The following is a 21,174-nucleotide window of genomic DNA, read 5'->3' as shown; positions in this document are numbered from 1 at the left end:
GAATGGTAGCGTGAGTGATCATCAGGAGTTTCGGCAGCATGGAAAACGAACTAACCGCACCTTTTCCCATACTGGGGATTGCTGCCTGGAGCGGTACCGGAAAAACGACGCTGCTAGAGAAGCTGTTGCCACGATTAGGGGAGTATGGCTTGAGCGTCGCTGTCATCAAGCATGCGCACCACTCGTTTGATGTCGACCAGCCCGGCAAGGATAGCTATAAGCTGCGTAGCGCAGGTGCCGCACCGATACTGGTGGCTTCCCGTCAGCGCTTTGCGCTGATGCAGGAAACCCCTGACCAGGAAGAGCCTGATTTAGCCCAGCTAATTGCCATGATGGCGCCGCACGATCCCGATTTGGTGATTGTCGAAGGCTTCAAGGCTTGGCCGATTCCCAAGCTGGTGCTATACCGCGATGGGATTGGCGATGCGGCTATTTTAACCGGCCGATGGGTTGAGGCAGTCGCGCTCAGTGCGCCACCGCCTATCGACCTGGCGGCTTCGGTGGCTCAGTTAGATCTAGACGATAGCGAAGCGGTTGCACAATGGGTAGTGACCTGGTTAAGCGCTAAAAACGATACGATGTCTTCAAAAAATATGTCTTCAAAACAGCAATGGTGACAACATGCATCTGACCCACCTTAACACCCGTGGCGAAGCCAATATGGTGGACGTCGGCGATAAGCTGGAAACCCGCCGCGAAGCAGTCGCCTCCGGGCGCATTATAATGCAGCCTGAAACGCTGAAATTGCTTAGCGATGGTGAACTGCCCAAGGGTGATGTGCTGGCCACCGCGCGTATCGCTGGTATTCAGGCGGCCAAACGTACTCATGAGCTGATTCCTCTCTGTCACTCACTGGCGCTCTCCAAGGTTTCTGTTGAGTTCGATATTGATGTGGCCGAATCCTGCGTTCATGTGACCTCGCTGTGTCGCTTGAATGGACGCACTGGGGTCGAAATGGAAGCTCTTACCGCTGTTTCGGTAGCCTGTTTGACGCTTTACGATATGTGCAAAGCGGTCGATAAAGGTATGCGTATCGAGGCTATACAACTCGACAGCAAGCAAGGTGGTCAGCGTGGCGACTACCAGCGTATGAGCACCCAGGCGCCGATTGTTACCGGTGACGGCGTAGCCGGAGAAGTCAGCTTGGGCGAGCGCTGCCCTTCACCCTGCGTGCGGGTTAAGTTTTTAGCCGAACTGCGCGAGCGGGTAGGCGAAAGTGAGACCGTCGTGAGTCTCGATCAACTGGCTAGCCGCGACATTAGTGGATTAAAAGCCGCGCTGGCCGAGCAGGATAGTCGCTTTAAACAACTCACCGACCAGCGTACGCTGTGTGCGATTAATCAGGTCATGGCCAATGACGAGGCGTTAGTGACCGATGATGACGAAGTGGCGTTTTTCCCGCAGTAACAGGGGGGTGAGGGTGGATAATAAGCTGGATATTAAAGTAACGATTCAAGCAGCCCCGTTTCCAATGGACTACGGCTATGACGATGCCTTGGCGGGGCGTAGTGATATTGGCGCGGTGGTGTGTTTTACCGGCTTAGTGCGTGATTTTAATGAAACGCCGGACGTCACAGGGTTAACGCTGGAACACTATCCGGGAATGACCGAGCGTACGCTGACGGAGATTGGTGAACAGGCTTGGCAGCGCTGGTCGCTCCAAGCGGTGCGGATTATTCATCGTGTCGGTTACCTGGGGCCAGGCGATCCGATTGTGCGCGTACTCGTGGCCAGCGCACACCGGCGTGAGGCGTTCGAAGCCTGCGATTTTATTATGGATTATCTGAAAACCCAGGCGCCTTTCTGGAAGAAAGAGCACTCTGCCCAGGGCGAGTATTGGGTCAAAGAGCGTCACTCTGATCAACAAGATGCAGCGCGCTGGGAGTGAGACGGCCGCGTTGCTGCGCTTTTTTTCACAATAATGCGCAGCTCTAACGATTGGCGGCGTTGTCCAGGGGGATAGTCTCTGGCATTTCGGCGGCCATAATCTGTAGATGTACATCGGGCAGGTGCTGCATATGCTCCGCCAGCCACTGCACCATGCGAGGCTGTAATGCTTGGCGCAAGTCGGCAAGCGTCTCTGCTGCAATCTCCTCAAGCTGATCATCCAGCCAATCATTAAAGCTATCTTCATCCAGCGGGCTGGCCCCCGAGGCATCCAGCATCAAACGGCCAATACGCGCCCATCCAGTGTCAGTAGCCGTCACCGGCAGCGCTAAGTATAAGCTGCCGCGACGGGCCTTGTTGGCGTCGTGCACCTCAAGGCCAGGGTGGGGCACCACGCTGTTTTGACTGACTATGCAGGGCGGCTGCGGATAGCGCGACTCACAGCGCAGCCCGTGACTGTCAAAGCAAATTAGATCGCCGTTCACCGGCGTCAATGGAGCGCTAATGCCTAGCTGTTTGGCAATAGTCTGATGAGCCTGTTGGTGGCGGGCTTCGCCATGCACCGGTATGAGATGTTTTGGCCTGACCCACTGATACAGCTTGATCAGTTCATCCTGAGCGGGGTGCCCGGTAGCGTGCAGTTCAGGGTGGTTGAACTCGTCGTAGAGGTTGACACCTAAGTGCGCCAAACGCTTTTTAAGCTGTTCAATGGGGCGTTCATTGCCAGGAATGGCTTTAGCCGAAAAAATAACGTTATCGCCCGGCTGAAGATCCACAAAAGGGTGGCGACCCTGGGCGAGGCGCTGTAGCGCAGCTCGGGGCTCACCCTGGCTACCGGTGGCGATAATCACCACTTCATCCGGGGAAGATAGCCTAAGTCATGATTGGGCACCAAAGGCGGTAAATCATCCATATAGCCGAGCCCCCGGGCAACGCTGACCATGCGCTCCATTGAACGGCCCATCAAGCTAATGCGTCGGCCACACTTCTGAGCGGCGCGCCCTATCGCTAACACCCGGGCAAGGTTACTGGCAAAGCAGGAGACCACCACCCGGCCCTGGCAGTTGCTGAGGGTTTTTGTCAGGGCGCGGGCGACGTCCCCCTCGCTGCCGGAGTGCCCGGGCATGGGGGCGTTAGTGGAATCGCCCACTACCAAGTCAACCGGGGCAAGCGCCTTGAAGAGGGCTGCACTGATCGGCGTGCCGATAATCGGTTCAGGGTCGAGTTTCCAGTCGCCGGTATGTAAAACGCGATAGCCACCGGCCATCATTATTAGCGCACAGCTTTCGGGAATGGAGTGGGTTAAAAGTAAATAGCGCAGCGTGAATGGCCCGCTCTCTAGGGCCTCGCCAGGTTCAATGACATGGATAGCCGCACCGCTAAGCTGATGCTCGGCAAATTTTAGCCGCAACAGGCCTGCCGCCAGCGGGTGGCGTAAATGGGGCAGTTCCACATCGGCCATAGCCAGGCTGCGGCACCAATGTGGTCTTCGTGACCATGGGTGATAAATAGCGCTTTGGGCACGATCCCTAGTGCTTTCGGCGTATCAAGATTGGGTACCTGCAGCGGCGAGTTGGGAAGATCCTGGCGGATCATCATGCCGCAGTCCACGGCTATCCAGTGATCGTCATAGCCGTATAGCGTTAGATTCATTCCAATCTCACCGCATCCCCCAGCGGCAAAATGCGCAGCGGTGGACGACGACGGGGGCGAATTTGAACGCGTGGTGAATGCATCTGTTATGAAAAACCTAAAAAGTAGTGTCTTAACTATACGGGAAGGCAGGGGCAGCTAACAATCATCCACGGCCTTCCGATACACTATGCGACCTAAGCCGCTGGTTTGTCATAATTAACTTAGCAATAGGTCAAGAGTAGCTCACATGTCTCATTATTATCGTTTAGTAGTTTCCTGTCCTGACCGGGTGGGTATTGTTGCACGGGTATCGAGCTTTATTGCCCAGCAGGGCGGCTCCATTACCGAAGCTAGCCAGCACTCCGATTTAGAAACCGGCTGCTTTTTATGCGCTACGAAATTCTGGCGGATTCGGTAGGTATGTCGGCGGAAGCGCTGAGCGCGGCATTTGAACCGATAGCCAGCGAATTCAATATGCAGTGGTCGCTGGTGGATACCCAGCAGCGTAGGCGCGTCGTGCTGATGGTGTCGCGGGAGTCACATTGCTTGGTAGATCTACTTTACCGCTGGCAGGCGGGGGAACTGGATTGCGACATTGTCGGGGTTATCTCCAACCATGATGATATGCGTTCGCTGACGGAGTGGTACGGTATTCCTTATCACCATGTACCGGTCGACCCCGACGATAAGCAAGCATCGTTTGCCAAGGTTCAGGCCGAAATCGACAGTGCCCGCGCCGACTGCGTGGTGCTGGCGCGCTATATGCAAATACTGCCCCCTGAGCTGTGCGCGCGCTATGCGGGGCGAGTGATCAATATTCACCACAGCTTTTTGCCCTCTTTTGCCGGGGCTAAGCCCTACCACCAGGCCTACCAGCGGGGGGTTAAGCTGATTGGCGCTACCTGCCACTATGTGACCGAGGAACTCGACGCAGGCCCCATCATCGAACAGGATATCCATCGCGTTAGCCACTGTCATACGCCTACTGATCTAGTCCGCTTTGGTCGTGATGTGGAGAAAGCCGTGCTCGCTCGCGGTTTGCGTTGGCACTTAGAGGATCGTGTGTTGGTGCATGGCAACAAGACAGTGGTATTTAGCTAAGTACTCTATAATGCCCGCCCATCAACCTGAGAGGCCGCCATGTCATTTGCGCAAAGTGTATTAGCGCCCTGGGCGCTGCTGCTCACCTGGCTACTCTCGTTAGCAGTGATCGCATGGGCGCTTTGGGGCGGCCCTGGCAGGTGTTGATAGCGGATTCAGCGCTTCAGCACCGCTGGCTGGGTGCTACGCTGGCGGTGATGCTGATGTGGCAGCTTCGTGCCCAGGCTGTTGATTGGCTAACGCTACACCTTGTTTTTACAGTATTGATGACACTCGTTTTTAAAGCGCCATTAGCGCTGATTAGCAACGTGCTGATCAACATTGCCATGGTGGTGATTGGCCGCAATGAGTGGATGTTGCTGGGGGCAAATGTGCTGGTTACCGGGATCGTCCCGGCGGCCGTTATTGGCACGGTATGGCGGCTGGTAGATCGCCGCCTGCCGGATAACTTGATGGTATTTCTGTTTGCCTGCGGCTTTTTTGGCGCGGCGCTGGCAACGCTGGGAGGAGGCTTGGCGGCGGTAGTGCTGATTATCGTCGCGGGTACAGACCCTGAGGCGATCTATCTCGCCCAGGAGTATGCGCGTTTTTTACCACTGCTAATGCCTTCAGAGGCATTTATTACTGGCATGCTGCTGAGCATCCTGCTGGTCTATCACCCAAACTGGGTGGCCACCTTCAATGACCACCGCTATATCGACCTGCAGTAGCGGATTTATTAGCCGAGTGCCTGGCCGTTGCCACCACGAATTACGCCGACTCCAACGCCTTCAATATCGAGCGCTTGAGAGCGCAGGTCGATTTCAATGGGCGCAAAATCAGGGTTCTCTGCAAACAGCGTCACTTGATGCCCCTGGCGTTTGAAGCGTTTAACCGTTACTTCATCGTCCAGGCGGGCAACCACGATCTGGCCATCGCGAACCCGGTCAGTGCGATGAACCGCCAGTAAATCACCTTCCAAAATGCCAATATCCTTCATGGAAAGGCCGCGTACGCGCAGCAGATAGTCAGCTTTGGGAGTGAAGTACTCGGCCGGTAGCGGGCAGTAGCGATCAATATGTTCGGCGGCCAAAATGGGGCTGCCGGCAGCTACTTCCCCGATCACAGGCAGGCCAGTGGGTGGGGCTTCCACGTTGGTTGTGGGTAAGGCGGGGACTGCGCTATCCAGGACTTCTTGAGGTTCCTGGTTGGGCAGGCGGATGCCGCGAGAGGTGTTGCGGATAATGCGAATAACGCCTTTGCGTTCCAGCGCGCGCAGGTGCTCTTCAGCCGCATTGGGTGAGCGGAAGCCAAGTGCTTTGGCAATCTCGGCGCGGGTAGGAGGGTAGCCAAATTCGCCCATGGTCTTAACGATAAAATCAAACACGTGCTGTTGGCGAGCGGTTAGCGGACGCGACATACCAGACTCCATAAATAGTGAATAGACAGTAACAAGTTAAATGTCGACTTAATCAATAAGTGTTTAAGTATACAGTATGTTCCTCTGTCCAGTATATGGCTTGTCAGTGCCTATTGCCGATGTCTATGCAATTTTTCTAATCGTTTGAAACTAAGTTTCTGCTTATTTAATACGTCACATTTTGTCAATAAATCAAGCGTTGAGCCCGCCTACGTTATGGCATAGTATTTTGCTATGTTTTAAACACCTGTTTCCCTGGAGAGCGACATGGCTCAATCTGATACGGTGACCCGTATACTCGACACCGCCGAGGTGCTGTTTGCAGAGCGGGGTTTTGCTGAAACTTCGCTGCGCAACATCACTAGCAAAGCGCGGGTTAACTTAGCCGCTGTTAATTACCATTTTGGTTCCAAAAAAGCCTTGATTCAGGCCGTTTTTGCCCGCTACCTGGATCCGTTTAGTCAGCGCTTTCATACTGCGCTAGATGAGCTCGAGGGCCAACACGCCGGGCGCGTTATCCCGCTGGAAACACTGCTCGAGACCATGGCAACTACCGTTCTCGCGGTGCCCGCCGAGCGCAATAGTTTGAAAGTGTTTATGCGCCTGCTGGGTCTTGCCTACAGTCAAGCACAGGGACATCTAAGACGTTATATCCAGGAAGAGTATGGCGATGTGTTTACACGCTTCACCGAGCTTGTGCGCAAAGCAACGCCGGATCTGCCTGACGCCGAGCGTTTTTGGCGGCTACACTTTGTGCTCGGCACGGTAATCTTTACCCTGTCTGGCCTTGATGCGCTACGCGATATCGCGGAGAAGGATTACCACGAGCAGGTCTCTGTGCGTGATTTGGTCAGGCGATTGCTCCCGGTAGTGGTGGCTGCTATGAATGCGCCGTTACCCATAGCCCTTGACGGTGCCAAGCCAGAAGAAGGAAAACATGCGAACTCCTACGCTAGCTGAGCTACCTCCAACGGAACATATCTGGCTGGAGATTGATACTACCGAACAGTTGCTGCGCTGTTGGCGAGGGCCAAAAGTGCTCCATGAGTGTTCTATTTCATCCGGTGCTGCCGGAAGCGGGGAGCGCAATGGCAGTGGTAAAACCCCCCGCGGGTGGCACTATGTGCGCGCGGCCATTGGCGGAGATATGCCCGAAAATGCGGTGTTTCGAGGTCGCCGCTGGACGGGCGAGACATTTTCGCCCGAACTCGCCGAAGAGCATCCAGAGCGTGACTGGATTCTGACCCGCATACTGTGGCTGTGTGGCTTGGAAAAGGGCGTGAACCGCGGTGGTCAGGTGGACTCGCAACGGCGCTATATTTACCTGCACGGGACGCCGCCTGACGAGCCCATGGGCGTTGCTGCGTCCCACGGCTGTATTCGTTTACGCAATCCTGATCTGCTCTATATCTTTTCGTTAGCGTTGCCGGGTACCCCTGTTTGGTTGCACGGTGGCCGCCAGTCCTTTGATTGATCAGATTTTGACACCGCTAGACGATCGTCTAGAATCATCGCCCCTTTTCATGGACCTATCACGATGACTCAACCGTTAGGCCCGGTCATGCTTGACCTTGAAGGCACCAAATTGACGGCTGCAGAAAAGCGCTTGCTGCTAGAACCGACGGTCGGAGGCGTTATTCTGTTTGCCCGCAATGTCGAAAATGGCTATCAGGTTCGCCAGCTCTGCAGCGATATTCGCCGCGTGCGTGCTGATTTACTGCTCGCCGTGGATCAAGAGGGCGGTCGCGTTCAACGCATAAAAGAGGGGTTAACACGCCTGCCTGCCATGGCGCGTATCGGTGAGAGCTACCGCACCACCCCGGAAGAGGGGCTGGCGTTAGCCAAAGATGCCGGCTGGTTGTTAGGGATGGAGATGGCTGCCTGCGGTCTGGATCTGAGCTTCGCCCCGGTATTAGATGTTGAGAGCGGTCTGTCCAGCGTTATCGGCGATCGTAGTTTTAGTAATGACCCCCAGCACGTGGCTCAACTAGGTAGCGCGTTTATTCAAGGGCTTCATGATGCCGGTATGGCTGCTGTGGGCAAGCACTTTCCCGGCCACGGCGGGGTTGCGGCGGACTCCCACGTTGCCTTGCCAGTAGACGATCGCCCGCTGGACGTGATTAAACAGCACGATCTTGTGCCCTTTACCCAATTAGCCTCGCAGTTAGATGGGGTCATGCCGGCGCACGTTATTTATAGTGCTTTCGATACACGCCCAGCAGGATTTTCACCCAGTTGGTTGGGCATGTTGCGGGAATCGCTCGGCTTCAAAGGCTGCGTTTTTTCTGATGATCTGAGTATGGCAGGCGCCCACGAAGCGGGAGACCCCAAAGCGCGTGCCCAGGCAGCGCTGGCAGCAGGCTGCGATATGCTGCTGGTATGTAATGACCGAGCCTCCGCGCTTGAAGTGATGGAGGCATGCCACGGAATCAATTCTAAGCGCCCCGCTAAGTTGCGCTATAGCCGTGCGCGCCCAGACCTAGATGCGCTGAGTGCATTGGGCCGTTGGCGTCGTACTCACGCTAAGCTGGAAGCGCTAGCGGATAAGCCCAAGTCCAGTGCGGAAGCAGAGTAAGCCCAGCGCTGAATAAATCTCTTACTTAAATAAATGAAGTTTTAACCCGCCGTGGAGTTGGTAGATGTCAAAGTTGGATAAAGAAGCATTAGAGTCGCTGGACTCGATGCGTGAGCTGATGGATAACGCCGACTGCCTAATTTCTCAGCAAGAGGTAGAGCGGGCGCTGGATCGTATGGCGGAAGAGATTACTCGGGATTTAGGCGATAAACTGCCGGTTTTTTACTGCGTAATGAATGGTGGCTTGATTACCACCGGTCATCTGCTTACCCGCTTGGGCTTTCCGTTGGAAGTAGATTATTTGCATGCCACTCGCTACCGCAACGAGCTGCGCGGCGGCGAGCTTTTTTGGCGCGTTTCCCCTGAAGTGCCCATGGCGGGCCGTCACGTAGTGATTGTTGACGATATCCTGGATGAGGGGGCGACCCTGGCGGCCATTTTGGCTTACTGCGAAGAGGCCCAGGCCGCCAGCGTTACCACAGCGGTGTTGGTCGATAAACAGCACAACCGCAAAGCAGTGCCTGGGTTGAAAGCCGACTACTGCAGCCTGGAAGTTGCCGACCGTTATGTGTTTGGCTTTGGTATGGATTACAAAGGCTACTGGCGCAACGCGCCGGGAATTTTTGCCCCCAAAGGCATGTAATCCACTGGGGGCTTGCGTAGTTTTTGTAGTAGTTTTTACATTAGCGGGGGCGAGAAACGCCTCGCTAAGCCGGTTTCAGCAATCATCCGCGTTGAAATCTCCTCCACCGAGAAGCGTGTCGCATCGATGAAGGGAATGTGCATGGTGCGGTAGAGCGACTCGGCCTGTTCCACTTCTTGTAGGCACTGATCCATCGAGCTATAGCGGCTATTGGGGCGTCTCTCGTTGCGAATTGCCGACAAGCGTCGCGCATCGATGGTTAACCCAAACAGCTTTTGCGATGGGGCACGAGCGCCTTGGGTAGCTTCAGCATGCCATCTTCGTCTAAATCGTCTTCCGTCAGCGGGTAGTTAGCCGCCCGAATGCCAAACTGCAGCGCCAGATAAAGCGAGGTAGGTGTTTTGCCGCAGCGCGAGACGCCAACCAGGATGATATCCGCTTTATCGTATTGGTGGGTGCGTGCACCGTCATCATTATCCAGCGCGAAGTGGACGGAGTGGATACGATCCATGTAGACATCATCGCTGCCTATCGAGTGAGTGCGCCCAACGCTGTAGGAGGAGTGGGTCTCTAGTTCTTGCTCTAAGGGCTCCAGAAAGGTGGAAAAAATATCGACCTTAAAGCCGGACGCCTTACGAATAACGTCGCGTATTTGTTGATCCACAATGGTGTCAATGATAATGGGGCGATGACCATCCCGGTTGGCTGTCGACTCAATAATCGCTGCTAACGCCTGCGCTTTTTCCAACGTATCGATATAGGGCTTGGTCTGCATATCGATCTCAACATCGCTGAACTGGGCCAGCAAGCTACGTCCTAAACTTTCCGCCGTGATGCCGGTACCATCTGAAATAAAAAAAGCCGTACGTTTCATAACTAAGTCCACGGGTGAGTGATACGGCTATTGTGAGCCGAGCTGTTTGTCAGCACAACGTGTCATCATTGGGCGTTTTGGCGGGCTCAAATGTATCTGACTACATAAATAGCCCAAAAAGCCCTGCTGTTGTAAAAATCCTCCACTCTCTTCGCTATTAGACCAATGGCGAATATATTGGCGTGGTGCTAGGGTGTCTCAATCAATTATCCATGATCGTCAAGGTCATGCAGATATCTATGAGCGAGGGGGTTACGTGGAAGAGTACATTCTGTGGTTCGATCAGCTGGGCATGGCGGACGTCGAACGCGTAGGTGGTAAAAACGCCTCGCTGGGTGAAATGATTTCTAACCTGTCCGGTGCTGGCGTGACGGTTCCTGGCGGTTTTGCCACCACCGCCCACGCTTATCGTGAATTTCTCTCCCACGAAGGATTAAACGAGCGCATTAATGCCACCCTGGCCCGTCTGGACGTCGATGACGTTAAAGCGCTGGCTGAGGCGGGCCGCAATATACGCCAATGGATCATCGATACGCCGCTACCTCCTACCTTTGAATCGGCCCTGCGCGATGCCTACGGCCAGCTGCAGCAACAGCACCCGCAACTGAAAGTAGCCGTGCGCAGCTCAGCCACCGCGGAAGATCTACCCGACGCTTCCTTTGCAGGCCAACAGGAAACCTTCCTGAATATCGAAGGCTTCGACAATATCAAGCGTGCAGTGCACGAGGTTTTTGCCTCGCTGTTTAACGATCGTGCGATCTCCTACCGAGTGCACCGTGGCTACGCCCACGAAATGTCGCCTTGTCGGCGGGCGTTCAGAAAATGGTGCGTTCAGAGACCGGTGCGGCAGGCGTTATGTTTACCCTGGACACCGAATCCGGCTTTAAAGACGCCGTTTTTGTCACTGGCTCCTGGGGCTTGGGCGAAACCGTGGTGCAGGGTGCAGTCAATCCCGACGAGTTCTACGTGCACAAGCCGACCCTGGCGGCGGGCCGCCCGGCGGTGCTGCGCCGTAATTTAGGTTCCAAGCTGATCAAGATGGTTTATGGGCAGGATGCCAGCGCCGGTAAATCGGTTGAGACCGTCGATGTGCCCCATGCCGACCGCGGCCGCTTCTGTATCAACGATCAGCAAGTGATGGATCTGGCCCGTCAGGCGATGACTATCGAGCAGCACTACCAGCGGCCCATGGATATTGAGTGGGCGTTAGATGGCGATGATGGTCGGCTTTACATCGTCCAGGCGCGTCCTGAAACGGTGGTCTCTCAGCAGGAGGGCGGTAAACTCGAGCGCTTCCAGCTGCGTGAAAAGGGTCGTACGTTAATAACCGGCCGAGCGATTGGTCAACGTATTGGCCGGGGTACCGTCAAAGTCGTGCTCAGCCCTGATGACATGGATAAGATCCATGATGGCGATATCCTGGTCACCGATATGACCGACCCGGATTGGGAGCCGATCATGAAACGTGCTTCCGCGATCGTCACCAATCGCGGTGGGCGTACCTGTCATGCGGCGATTATCGCCCGTGAGTTGGGTATTCCCGCTGTCGTTGGCTGTGGTGATGCGACTACCCAGTTAAAAGAGGGTATCGATGTCACGGTTTCTTGTGCGGAAGGCGACACCGGCAATGTGTATGAAGGGCTGTTGGAGTTTGATTGCAAAGTCTCCAGCGTCGATGCGATGCCGGAAATCCCCTTTAAAATTATGATGAATGTGGGCAACCCTGACCGCGCCTTTGGGTTTGCCAGTCTGCCTCACGCAGGCGTGGGTTTAGCGCGTTTGGAATTTATCATTAACCGCATGATCGGCGTCCACCCTAAAGCGCTGTTGGAGTACGACACGCTGCCGGTTGATTTACAGCAGGTGATCGATTTACGTACTGCGGGTTACACCGACCCGGTCAGCTTCTATGTCGATAAACTGGTTGAAGGTATCTCCACGCTAGCGGCAGCGTTTCATCCCCAGCGCGTCATCGTGCGGCTGTCCGACTTTAAATCCAACGAATACGAAAACCTGATTGGCGGCAAACTCTATGAGCCGGGGGAAGAGAACCCCATGCTCGGTTTCCGGGGGGCATCGCGCTACATTTCAGAGGCGTTCAGGCCCTGCTTTGAACTCGAGTGCCGAGCGCTCAAGCGGGTGCGTGAAGAGATGGGCTTCGAGAATATCGAAATCATGGTGCCCTTTGTGCGTACCACCGACGAAGCACGTGAGGTGGTAGAGCTGTTGGCGGCTAATGGCCTCGAACGTGGCGGCCCCACAGGGCTTAAAGTGATTATGATGTGCGAGCTGCCCGCCAACGCACTGCTGGCCGATGAGTTCCTTGAGTATTTTGATGGTTTCTCCATTGGTTCAAACGACCTGACCCAGCTAACGTTAGGTTTGGATCGTGATTCCGGCATCGTGGCGCATCTGTTTGACGAGCGTAATGGGGCGGTTAAAAAGCTCCTGGCCATGGCCATTCAAGCCTGTAAGGCGAAGGGCAAATATGTTGGTATCTGCGGACAGGGGCCGTCAGACCATCCTGACTTGGCTAAATGGTTGATGGAGCAGGGTATCGATTCTGTATCACTCAACCCCGATGCGGTGCTGGAAACCTGGTTTATGCTGGCAGGGCAAAAAATCGACTAATCGAGCCTACCCTAGTTTTTACTTTACGCCCGGCCATTGTGCCGGGCGTTGATGTTTTAATAGGCTACTCTTTTGGAGTGGTTTTTTAACTTGTCATGGAGAGCGCTGAGATGTCACCAAAATCGGTTAAGTATGCGCTACCTGTTCTGCTGGTAGCGCCATTGTATAGTTGGGGGTTTAGCTATGAGACACCCTCCATTTCCCCTGAAAGCGAATCGGGCTATGAAGAGAAGCCCGGCTGGGAAGCCGAGTCATTTGCGGTGGCAGCAGCTAACCCGCTCGCCACCGATGCCGGTTACCAAGTACTTAAAGCCGGTGGTAACGCCATTGATGCGGCCATTGCGGTGCAGATGGTGTTGAACCTGGTTGAGCCTCAGTCCAGTGGTATTGGTGGTGGTGCTTTTTTGATGTACTTCGATGGCGATGAAGTGCGTGCCTACGATGGTCGTGAAACCGCGCCCCAAGGCGTTAACGGTGAGCTGTTTATGCAGGATGGCGAGCCGCTGGCGTTTAATGAAGCAGTGGTTAGCGGCCTCTCAGTGGGAGTGCCAGGCACGCTGCGTATGCTTGAGAAAGCCCACGCTGAGCACGGTGAGCTGGCCTGGGAAGAGCTGTTTATCCCGGCAATCACCCTGGCCGAGGAGGGCTTTGAGGTTAGCAATCGGTTGCATACCAGCTTGGCTGGTGATGAGTTTCTGCGCCAAGACCCAGTAGCGAGCCAGTTTTATTATGATTCAGACGGTGAGCCTATCGCCGTTGGTGAAACGCTCAAAAACCCAGCGTTGGCAGCCGTTCTTCGCCGCGTCGCTGAGCAAGGCAGCGTCGCCTTGTACGAAGGAGCCGTGGCACAAGACATCGTTGAGCGCGTTCAGAACCACCCTGAGCGTCCAGGCAGTTTGACGCTTGAGGATATGAGTGGCTACCAGGCGCTTAACCGAGAACCGCTGTGTACGCCTTGGCAACAGTGGGAAGTATGTGGTTTCCCGCCACCCTCATCGGGTCATCTGACCGTGATGCAGATTTTAGGCATGCTTGATCAGCAGCCACTGCTTGAAGCCCCGTTAGACAGTGGTGCTGCAAGCAGTGGGTGGCTGCATCAATTCTTGGAAGCCTCACGCCTGGCCTTTGCGGATCGTGGCCGTTACATCGCCGATCCTGACTTTGTCGAGGCGCCGGGAGGCGATTGGTCATTGATGCTAGCCCCGGAATACTTGGAGCAGCGCAGTGCACTTATCGAAGAGATGAGCATGGGCGACAGCGCTGAACCGGGTAACCCTGGGGAGCTTGACGTGAGCTGGGCTAGCCAGCCCGAACAGCCCGAGTACGGTACTAGCCATATCAGTATTGTCGATGAGGAGGGCACCGCGGTGGCTATGACCACCACCATCGAGCAGGCGTTTGGCTCGCGAATTATGTCCGACGGTGGCACGGGGCTAGCGGGTGGTTTCCTGCTCAATAACGAGCTCACCGATTTTTCATTTACCCCTGAAGTGGATGGCGAGCCCGTAGCGAACCGGGTAGAGCCCGGCAAGCGTCCCCGCTCCAGCATGAGCCCGACCCTGGTATTTGATCAAGAAACCGGCGAGCTGGTAGCCAGCTTGGGCTCCCCAGGTGGCGCCGCCATTATTCATTACACCGCCCGTACATTAGTCGCACTGCGCGACTGGGGTTAAGCGCTCAAGAGGCGCTCAACCTTCCCCATGCTATTACTTTGGGTGGGGATGTCTATGTGGAAGAGGGGCGTTTTCCTGAGGCAACCATAGAATCACTGCGTGAGCGTGGTCATACGGTCAGCGAGCGGGAGCTAACCAGCGGCCTTCAGGCCATTATGCGCCTTGAAGATGGCACTCTGTTTGGTGGTGCTGACCCTCGGCGCGAAGGGGTGGTAATGGGCGATTAGTCCAACCTCTATTGGCGAAGCCAGTTGCGCAGCTTCACTAGCATTAGTGCACCGTCGCTTAATTCGCGGCGGACTTGAATAAGTTCGTTTAAACGATCTGGGTAGTCGGTGATAATCGCATCGACCCCCAGATCAATCAGCGTTGACATACGAGCTCGGTCATTGACGGTCCAGGCGTGTATTTCGTAACCATATAGTCGCGCTAAGCGAACTTCCCCTTCCGTGATGCGGTTATGGCGTAGCCCAAGGGCATCAAAGTCACGCCGGTTTAGCGTGCCGGGCAGTATAAGCTGGGCCAGTAAGGTAACGCGCAATTCAGGTGCTTGGGCTTTGATATGTTTAAGTAATGATGGGGACATGGTAGCCATGCGCATATCCATTAGCGCATTGGGAAAACCGCACGCTGTATAGCCGTCAAAAGCGCTTTGTTGGGTTGCCCAGCAGCGATAGCGCACGTCACTCTCTGCATTCAAAGTCTCGATAACGGCATCGGCTAGCGCCTGTTCTTGCCCCGGCAGAGGCTTGATGTCGATCATTAGTCCGGCTTTTCCGCGCACTCTTTGCAGCGCTTCATCCAAGCCTGGAATGTTCTCACCTTGATAAGCATCACCAAACCAGCTTCCTACATCGAATTGGCTGAGTTCTTCTCTGGTTAGCTCGCCAAACTCACGAGGATCGCCGGTTAGCCGCGCCATGCTGCGATCGTGGTAAAGCATAACCTGTTGGTCACGGCTCAAGCGTACGTCTATTTCGATATAGTCGGCGCCATCAAGTAGTGACTGCTCCAGCGCGGCAAGGGTATTTTCGGGGGCCACCATGGAGCTTCCACGGTGGGCAATCACCGCGACGTTGTCATGTATCTCAAAGCTATTGAGTATCCACCATGCTTGAAGGCCGGCAAAAATGAGTACGCTAAGCTCTACCGCCCAGGCCAGTTTGCCTGCATTAAAATCCTCAGGTGGCGGTGCGGGTCGAGCTTCTCTGTGGGCCAGCTGCATATAGAGGCAGGCGGAAAGCAGCGCATTGGTGGCAATACCGATGAAGGTAATGGCCAGGGTGATCAGCACATAGCCGAGTAAGTAGGCCAGCATGGCTGGGATGAGCACGGCATTATGCTCAGGCAGCCACCACAGAAGTGGCGTGAATAGGCGGTCAAAGAGCAGTGTCACCAGTAGCGGCAGGCTAACGATCACGACCAATAGCAGAAGTACCGCAGCGCCAATGGAGCGGCGCCAGCCGCGGGTTAAGCTAACGCTTCGTTTAAGTGCCTGCCAGGGGTTACAGCTTTCCAACGCAACGAGGGGGAGCGCCAATAGCCAGCGCAGGTAGAGCCATGACGCTACCCATACCCAGGCAATAATCAGTGGCAGCGCGCACGCCATGAAATACCACAGTGCAGGGGGACGCACGCGCTGAAGATAGTAGGGGTCTATACCACTCAGCCAGAAATCGTAAAGCCACGCGAGCCCAGCCATAAAGGGCACGAGCAGTAGTAAGTGGGTGCCTACCTGGAGTATGACAAGACCCGCGAGGGCAGGTAGCCGACGGGTGCTTAGCCAGAGTGCTTCAAGGGCCAGCCGATAGTGATTGTCACGGGGCCTGACGGCGACCTGCAGCATGCCTGCCTGCTGCCAGTAAATAATCAAAAAAGCGAACCCAAGCCCTACCAGCATGCCTACCAAACCCAGCGGGCTAAACAGTAGTGCGATCAATTCATCGTTGGTGACCACTGTACGGTTGAGTTGGGCAAGCAGCCAGCGTGTCATCCAGGTGATCGCTGGCAGCAGCAAGGCTGAGGCAAGCAGGGTAAAAAACAGGTGGTAGGCGATCAGTGGGCGAAGATGATCGCGCAGCGTGCGTAGTAAGGCAGAGCCAAGGTAGGTCAAAGGCTGCATCGTCATTAAACGGTAAGAATGAGCCACCAGGGTGGCAGTAACCGCCACACCTGGCAAGAGGCTCTTTTAAGACAAATTTAATGACTACGGAGGTCTTTGTTAGGAAAGTGGCAGCTCTTGCTCGGCAACAATAATGCCGTTGTTATCTGCATACAGCCACTGTCCAGGCTGAAGAGTAACACCAGCAAAGGTGACGTCAATATCGCGTTGTCCTTCGCCGCGTTTTTCGCTTTTGCGCGGATGGCTGCCTAGCGCCTGAACGCCAATCGGCAGGGCGGCGAGTATATCCACATCGCGCACGCAGCCGTACATAACGATCCCTGCCCAGCCGTTGGCGACGGCCTGCTCGGCGAGCATATCCCCCAGCATGGCGCAGCGGTGCGAACCACCCGCATCCACCACCAGCACCGCGCCGTTACCCGGCTCGGCAACGGCCTGTTTCACCATGGAGTTATCTTCAAAGCATTTGATTGTACGAATAGGGCCATAGAAAGCTTCAAGCCCGCCAAAATTGGCAAATAACGGGTCAAGCACCGCAACCTCTGGATGCGCATCGCAGAGATCGGGCGTCACTATATCAATCGACTTCGTCATCACAAGCTCCTAAGGGTAAACACTGTTGGATTACCGGACAGTTTAGAAAGGTAGAGCATAAAAAAACGCCCCGCCCTGTAAAACAGTGGCGGGGCGTTCGGTCATCGACTCAGAAAATGCAACGTGTCACATCTTCTGCGATGGTGCGAGCATCGGCGATGGGGCGGTCTATCTCAAGTGCTTAACAAGCGTTAGGCTTCTTGAGCGACCGGAATCACGTTTGAGGCTATCTTTTGATACTCCTCAATCTCGTGAAAGTTCATATAACGATAAATCTCGCCCGCCATAGCGTCAAACTCACCCATATAGCGTTGATACTCTTCAACGCTGGGTAGGCGTCCTTCTACTGCGGCAACGGCCGCCAGTTCCGCAGAGGCGAGGTACACATTGGCACCGTCACCCAAACGGTTCGGGAAGTTACGTGTAGACGTAGACACCACGGTGCTCTTAGCGGCAACGCGGGCCTGGTTACCCATACACAATGAACAACCCGGCATCTCCATACGGGCACCGGCACGGCCATAAATACCGTAGTAGCCCTCTTCGGTCAGCTGATGCTGATCCATTTTCGTCGGTGGTGCCAGCCACAGCCGGGTTTTTAAGCTACCGGCAGGCTGCTTCTCAAGCAGTTTGCCAGCAGCCCGGAAGTGGCCGATGTTGGTCATGCATGAACCGATAAAGACTTCGTCGATTTTCTGGCCAGCGACTTCAGACAGCAGGCGCGCATCGTCCGGGTCATTCGGTGCACAAAGAACCGGCTCTTTAATTTCAGCCAGATCAATTTCGATAACTTCGGTGTACTCGGCATCCTGGTCGGCACGCATCAAGCTGGGGTTGGCCAGCCACGCTTCCATGCCTTCAATACGACGGCTAATGGTGCGTTCATCGCCATAACCGTTGCCCATCATCCACTTCAACAGGGTGATGTTGGACTTCAAGTACTCGGCAACGCTCTCTTCAGACAGCGTAATGGTACAGCCAGCGGCGGAGCGCTCGGCGGATGCATCAGAAAGCTCGAAGGCTTGCTCAACGGTTAAATCTTCAAGTCCTTCGATTTCCAACACACGCCCGGAGAAGGCATTTTTCTTGTTGGATTTATCAACGGTCAGCAAGCCTTGCTTGATGGCGTAGAGCGGAATAGCGTGAACCAAATCGCGTAGCGTAACACCAGGCTGGCGCTTGCCCTTGAAGCGAACCAGTACCGACTCCGGCATATCCAGCGGCATAACGCCGGTGGCCGCGGCAAACGCTACCAGGCCTGAACCCGCCGGGAATGAGATGCCGAGCGGGAAACGGGTGTGCGAGTCACCGCCGGTGCCCACCGTATCAGGCAGCAGCATGCGGTTGAGCCAGCTGTGGATGATACCGTCACCGGGGCGCAGCGAAACGCCGCCACGGTTCATGATGAAGTCGGGCAGGGTGTGGTGAGTATCCACATCTACGGGCTTCGGATAAGCCGCGGTGTGGCAGAACGACTGCATGACTAGGTCGGCTTGGAAGCCCAGGCAGGCAAGGTCTTTCAGCTCATCACGGGTCATCGGGCCGGTGGTGTCTTGCGAGCCAACGGTAGTCATCTTGGGCTCGCAGTACATGCCGGGACGAACGCCCTCTAAACCGCACGCTTTACCGACCATTTTCTGCGCTAAGGTGAAGCCTTTGCTGGTATCTTTAGGCTGGTCAGGTAGGCGGAAAACGTCAGAGGTGGGCAGGCCCAGTGACTCACGCGCCTTGCCAGTCAAACCACGGCCAATGATCAGGGGAATACGGCCGCCAGCGCGTACTTCATCCAGAATCAGCTGCGTTTTAAGCTCGAAGGTGGTGATTACCTCGTCGCTATCGTGCTTGCACACTTTACCTGCGTAGGGGTAAACATCGATGACATCGCCCATATTCAGGTTGGTGACGTCCATCTCAATCGGCAAGGCGCCCGAATCTTCCATGGTGTTAAAGAAAATAGGCGCAATTTTACTACCAAAGCAGAAACCGCCAGCGCGCTTGTTAGGAGCGTAGGGGATATCGTCGCCGAAGAACCACAGTACCGAGTTAGTGGCTGACTTACGCGATGAGCCGGTGCCGACCACGTCGCCTACATAAACGACGGGAAAGCCTTTGGCTTTAACGTCTTCGATCTGCTTGAGCGGGCCAGTGGTACCTGGAACCACTGGCTCAATGCCGTCGCGCTCGTTTTTGAGCATGGCGTTGGCATGGAGCGGAATATCCGGACGTGACCAGGCATCCGGCGCGGGAGACAGGTCATCGGTATTGGTTTCGCCCGGGACTTTAAACACGCTCAAGGTGATTTTTTCAGCCAGTGCCGGCTTAGACAGGAACCACTCGGCGTCTGCCCAGGACTGAATAACCTCTTTAGCGACGCTGTTGCCGTTCTTGGCGCGGCTTTCCACATCATGGAAGGCGTCAAACATCAGCAGTGTGTGCTTGAGCTGCTCGCCTGCTTCTCGGGCAAGCTCCTCGTTATCGAGTAGCTCTACCATTGAAACGATGTTGTAGCCACCCTGCATGGTACCCAGTAGCTTGACGGCGTGAATCTTGTCGATCAGCGGAGAGCTCGCTTCACCTTTCGCAATGGCGGTAAGAAAGCCTGCTTTTACATAAGCTGCCTCGTCAACGCCCGGCGGAACGCGGTTGGTGATTAAGTCGAGGATAAACTCCTCTTCACCGGCCGGTGGCGTCTTCAGCAGCTCAACCAGTAAGGCTACTTGTTCGGCGTTTAGGGGTTTGGGCGGGACGCCCTCAGCTGCACGTTCCTCGACATGTTGGCGGTAAGCTTCAAGCACGTTGGGGCCCTCTCATTCACGTTTCATTTACTTTATGGTGATGGCCTGCACGGTGCACGGTGGTGGCCGCGCAGTGGGTGTAGAGTGGAGCCGATCACATATGACATACGCTTGACAAACAGCGTGTGGTTGGATGGCTGCGATTCTACGGCAAACTGTCGACAATGTTAAGCTGGCAAGCAAAGACGACTCTTGTACTTTATGTTGATACCTTGATTTAAACGGATCAAAAAACGCTTTTTATTAGCCTATTGGCGTAAAAACAGGAAAGTTTTTTCCCCATTTACGGGCTAACCACAGGTTGTGCAGGTGTGATTGTCTTTACAGCGCGTTACCATAGTCCTCACTTTATGACCTTAGTGCTATCTAACTGCTGTGGTACTTACGTAAGCGAGCTGATTAAAAGTGTGTGGAGCATTTTTAAGCGCGCAACTACATTAGTAATAAGCGATTCAGGGTATGAAGAACGCAATTCAACAGGGAACTGTAAGCGCCTTGCGCGCTTATATGTTGTACAATAGTGAGATATAAGCTCGGTAATGGTGTTATGTTGATACAACCCGGTACACTTCCGCCCTCTAAACAAAAGAATGCCTTACAAACGGCAGATCATGCGGTGAAAGCGGATGATCTGCTGCCGGAAAGTTTGCACCAGTTTTTGGCCTGTGCAACACCTGAGGCGTGGCTGCAATGGGCGTTAGAGAATCCTGAAACGCTGCTGGTCGACCACGCTCAGTGTGAAAAAAAAGCCGCTTCCACCGCCATGAGTTTGCTCTATCGCTACGTTGATCAGCCACTTCTGATAAGCAAAATGTCGCAATTGGCGCGCGAAGAGTTGCTCCATTTCGAGCAAGTGGTTGCGCTCATGGAGACGCGTGGGGTGACCTACCAACACTTGACCGCTTCACGCTACGCGGAAGGCCTTAGGCGACACCTGCGCAGCAATGATCCCGAACGGTTAATCGATGTGCTCATCATTGGCGCCCTTATCGAAGCGCGTAGCTGCGAACGATTCGCTTGCTTGATTCCGTATTTAGATGAAGAGCTCGCCAAGTTTTATCGCACCCTGGTGAAGTCAGAAGGCCGTCACTTTGAGGACTACCTATTACTGGCTCGCCAGCAGACATCGGGCTCTATTGATGAGCGGATCGCTTTTTTTGTAGCGCGTGAAGCGGAGCTGATTACTACGCCCGATACGGCTTTTCGTTTCCATAGCGGTGTGCCAGCTTAACCCGCTTAGCCCGG

Annotated in this window: 12 protein-coding genes and 6 pseudogenes; 12 read left to right on the top strand and 6 right to left on the bottom strand. The window is 54.9% G+C overall.

The window, feature by feature from the left end:
• Positions 1 to 38: 38 nt before the first annotated feature.
• From mobB to moaE, 3 genes and pseudogenes are all read left to right on the top strand, one after another.
• A complete protein-coding gene (gene mobB / locus FDY98_RS13360; RefSeq protein WP_035537673.1) occupies positions 39 to 617 on the top strand; it encodes a molybdopterin-guanine dinucleotide biosynthesis protein B in 579 nt (192 codons plus the stop codon).
• 4 nt (positions 618 to 621) lie between these two features.
• Positions 622 to 1,418 (top strand): annotated as a pseudogene (gene moaC, locus FDY98_RS13355) (cyclic pyranopterin monophosphate synthase MoaC).
• Between the two features lie 53 nt (positions 1,419 to 1,471).
• Positions 1,472 to 1,888 carry a molybdopterin synthase catalytic subunit MoaE gene (gene moaE / locus FDY98_RS13350; RefSeq protein ID WP_230804827.1) on the top strand — a complete coding sequence of 139 codons (417 nt, stop codon included), beginning with the start codon at positions 1,472 to 1,474 and terminating at the stop codon, positions 1,886 to 1,888.
• Between the two features lie 43 nt (positions 1,889 to 1,931).
• Here moaE and FDY98_RS13345 read toward each other — a convergent pair.
• A pseudogene (locus FDY98_RS13345) lies at positions 1,932 to 3,540 on the bottom strand (ribonuclease J).
• Between the two features lie 229 nt (positions 3,541 to 3,769).
• Between FDY98_RS13345 and purU the strand changes: the two are divergent.
• Positions 3,770 to 4,623 (top strand): annotated as a pseudogene (purU, locus tag FDY98_RS13340) (formyltetrahydrofolate deformylase).
• 113 nt (positions 4,624 to 4,736) lie between these two features.
• A complete protein-coding gene (locus FDY98_RS13335) occupies positions 4,737 to 5,333 on the top strand; it encodes an energy-coupling factor ABC transporter permease (protein ID WP_340146553.1) in 597 nt (198 codons plus the stop codon).
• An 8-nt stretch (positions 5,334 to 5,341) separates the two neighbouring features.
• On the opposite strand, the gene lexA is transcribed toward FDY98_RS13335, so the two are convergent.
• A complete protein-coding gene (lexA, locus tag FDY98_RS13330) occupies positions 5,342 to 6,022 on the bottom strand; it encodes a transcriptional repressor LexA (RefSeq protein ID WP_027957458.1) in 681 nt (226 codons plus the stop codon).
• A 267-nt stretch (positions 6,023 to 6,289) separates the two neighbouring features.
• Here lexA and FDY98_RS13325 point away from each other — a divergent pair, with 267 nt between their 5' ends.
• From FDY98_RS13325 to FDY98_RS13310, 4 genes are all read left to right on the top strand, one after another.
• Positions 6,290 to 6,982 carry a TetR/AcrR family transcriptional regulator gene (locus FDY98_RS13325; RefSeq protein WP_022523252.1) on the top strand — a complete coding sequence of 231 codons (693 nt, stop codon included), beginning with the start codon at positions 6,290 to 6,292 and terminating at the stop codon, positions 6,980 to 6,982.
• The gene (locus FDY98_RS13320) at positions 6,960 to 7,496 is read left to right on the top strand and encodes a L,D-transpeptidase (RefSeq protein WP_027957457.1); all 537 of its coding nucleotides are present in this window, start codon (positions 6,960 to 6,962) and stop codon (positions 7,494 to 7,496) included. Before FDY98_RS13325 ends, FDY98_RS13320 begins: the two co-directional genes overlap by 23 nt.
• A gap of 63 nt (positions 7,497 to 7,559) precedes the next feature.
• The gene (gene nagZ / locus FDY98_RS13315) at positions 7,560 to 8,597 is read left to right on the top strand and encodes a beta-N-acetylhexosaminidase (RefSeq protein WP_027957456.1); all 1,038 of its coding nucleotides are present in this window, start codon (positions 7,560 to 7,562) and stop codon (positions 8,595 to 8,597) included.
• 64 nt (positions 8,598 to 8,661) lie between these two features.
• Positions 8,662 to 9,240, top strand: coding sequence for a hypoxanthine-guanine phosphoribosyltransferase (locus tag FDY98_RS13310; RefSeq protein WP_009286922.1), 579 nt, complete (start codon positions 8,662 to 8,664; stop codon positions 9,238 to 9,240).
• A 35-nt stretch (positions 9,241 to 9,275) separates the two neighbouring features.
• On the opposite strand, the pseudogene ppsR reads toward FDY98_RS13310, so the two are convergent.
• A pseudogene (gene ppsR, locus FDY98_RS13305) lies at positions 9,276 to 10,114 on the bottom strand (posphoenolpyruvate synthetase regulatory kinase/phosphorylase PpsR).
• 256 nt (positions 10,115 to 10,370) lie between these two features.
• Between ppsR and ppsA the strand changes: the two are divergent.
• Together ppsA and ggt are read left to right on the top strand one after the other, a co-directional pair.
• Positions 10,371 to 12,745 (top strand): annotated as a pseudogene (gene ppsA / locus FDY98_RS13300) (phosphoenolpyruvate synthase).
• A 110-nt stretch (positions 12,746 to 12,855) separates the two neighbouring features.
• A pseudogene (gene ggt / locus FDY98_RS13295) lies at positions 12,856 to 14,645 on the top strand (gamma-glutamyltransferase).
• An 8-nt stretch (positions 14,646 to 14,653) separates the two neighbouring features.
• Here ggt and FDY98_RS13290 read toward each other — a convergent pair.
• The 3 genes from FDY98_RS13290 to acnB form a co-directional block, all read right to left on the bottom strand.
• Positions 14,654 to 16,597 (bottom strand): glycerophosphodiester phosphodiesterase family protein, encoded by a 1,944-nt coding sequence (locus tag FDY98_RS13290; protein ID WP_009286919.1) that lies wholly within the window; start codon positions 16,595 to 16,597, stop codon positions 14,654 to 14,656.
• Between the two features lie 42 nt (positions 16,598 to 16,639).
• A complete protein-coding gene (gene rraA, locus FDY98_RS13285) occupies positions 16,640 to 17,134 on the bottom strand; it encodes a ribonuclease E activity regulator RraA (protein ID WP_022523259.1) in 495 nt (164 codons plus the stop codon).
• Positions 17,135 to 17,325: 191 nt separating this feature from the next.
• The gene (gene acnB / locus FDY98_RS13280; protein ID WP_009286917.1) at positions 17,326 to 19,929 is read right to left on the bottom strand and encodes a bifunctional aconitate hydratase 2/2-methylisocitrate dehydratase; all 2,604 of its coding nucleotides are present in this window, start codon (positions 19,927 to 19,929) and stop codon (positions 17,326 to 17,328) included.
• 547 nt (positions 19,930 to 20,476) lie between these two features.
• Between acnB and FDY98_RS13275 the strand changes: the two genes are divergently transcribed.
• On the top strand, positions 20,477 to 21,160 hold the full coding sequence (locus FDY98_RS13275; protein ID WP_035537677.1) for a tRNA-(ms[2]io[6]A)-hydroxylase: 684 nt from the start codon (positions 20,477 to 20,479) through the stop codon (positions 21,158 to 21,160).
• The last annotated feature ends 14 nt before the right edge of the window (positions 21,161 to 21,174 follow it).

It is taken from the genome of Halomonas sp. PA16-9, from assembly GCF_009728585.1.
Lineage (GTDB): Bacteria > Pseudomonadota > Gammaproteobacteria > Pseudomonadales > Halomonadaceae > Vreelandella > Vreelandella titanicae.
This window is presented reverse-complemented; position numbering and strand designations above follow the sequence as displayed.

What these genes read in the sequence shown, in the direction of transcription:
- moaE (WP_230804827.1), top strand. Translation starts at nt 1,472, where the DNA reads ATGGACTACGGCTATGACGATGCCTTGGCGGGGCGTAGTGATATTGGC.
- lexA (WP_027957458.1), bottom strand. Translation starts at nt 6,022, where the DNA reads ATGTCGCGTCCGCTAACCGCTCGCCAACAGCACGTGTTTGATTTTATC.
- mobB (WP_035537673.1), top strand. Translation starts at nt 39, where the DNA reads ATGGAAAACGAACTAACCGCACCTTTTCCCATACTGGGGATTGCTGCC.
- nagZ (WP_027957456.1), top strand. Translation starts at nt 7,560, where the DNA reads ATGACTCAACCGTTAGGCCCGGTCATGCTTGACCTTGAAGGCACCAAA.
- FDY98_RS13320 (WP_027957457.1), top strand. Translation starts at nt 6,960, where the DNA reads ATGCGAACTCCTACGCTAGCTGAGCTACCTCCAACGGAACATATCTGG.
- FDY98_RS13335 (WP_340146553.1), top strand. Translation starts at nt 4,737, where the DNA reads ATGGGCGCTTTGGGGCGGCCCTGGCAGGTGTTGATAGCGGATTCAGCG.
- FDY98_RS13310 (WP_009286922.1), top strand. Translation starts at nt 8,662, where the DNA reads ATGTCAAAGTTGGATAAAGAAGCATTAGAGTCGCTGGACTCGATGCGT.
- FDY98_RS13275 (WP_035537677.1), top strand. Translation starts at nt 20,477, where the DNA reads ATGTTGATACAACCCGGTACACTTCCGCCCTCTAAACAAAAGAATGCC.
- FDY98_RS13325 (WP_022523252.1), top strand. Translation starts at nt 6,290, where the DNA reads ATGGCTCAATCTGATACGGTGACCCGTATACTCGACACCGCCGAGGTG.
- rraA (WP_022523259.1), bottom strand. Translation starts at nt 17,134, where the DNA reads ATGACGAAGTCGATTGATATAGTGACGCCCGATCTCTGCGATGCGCAT.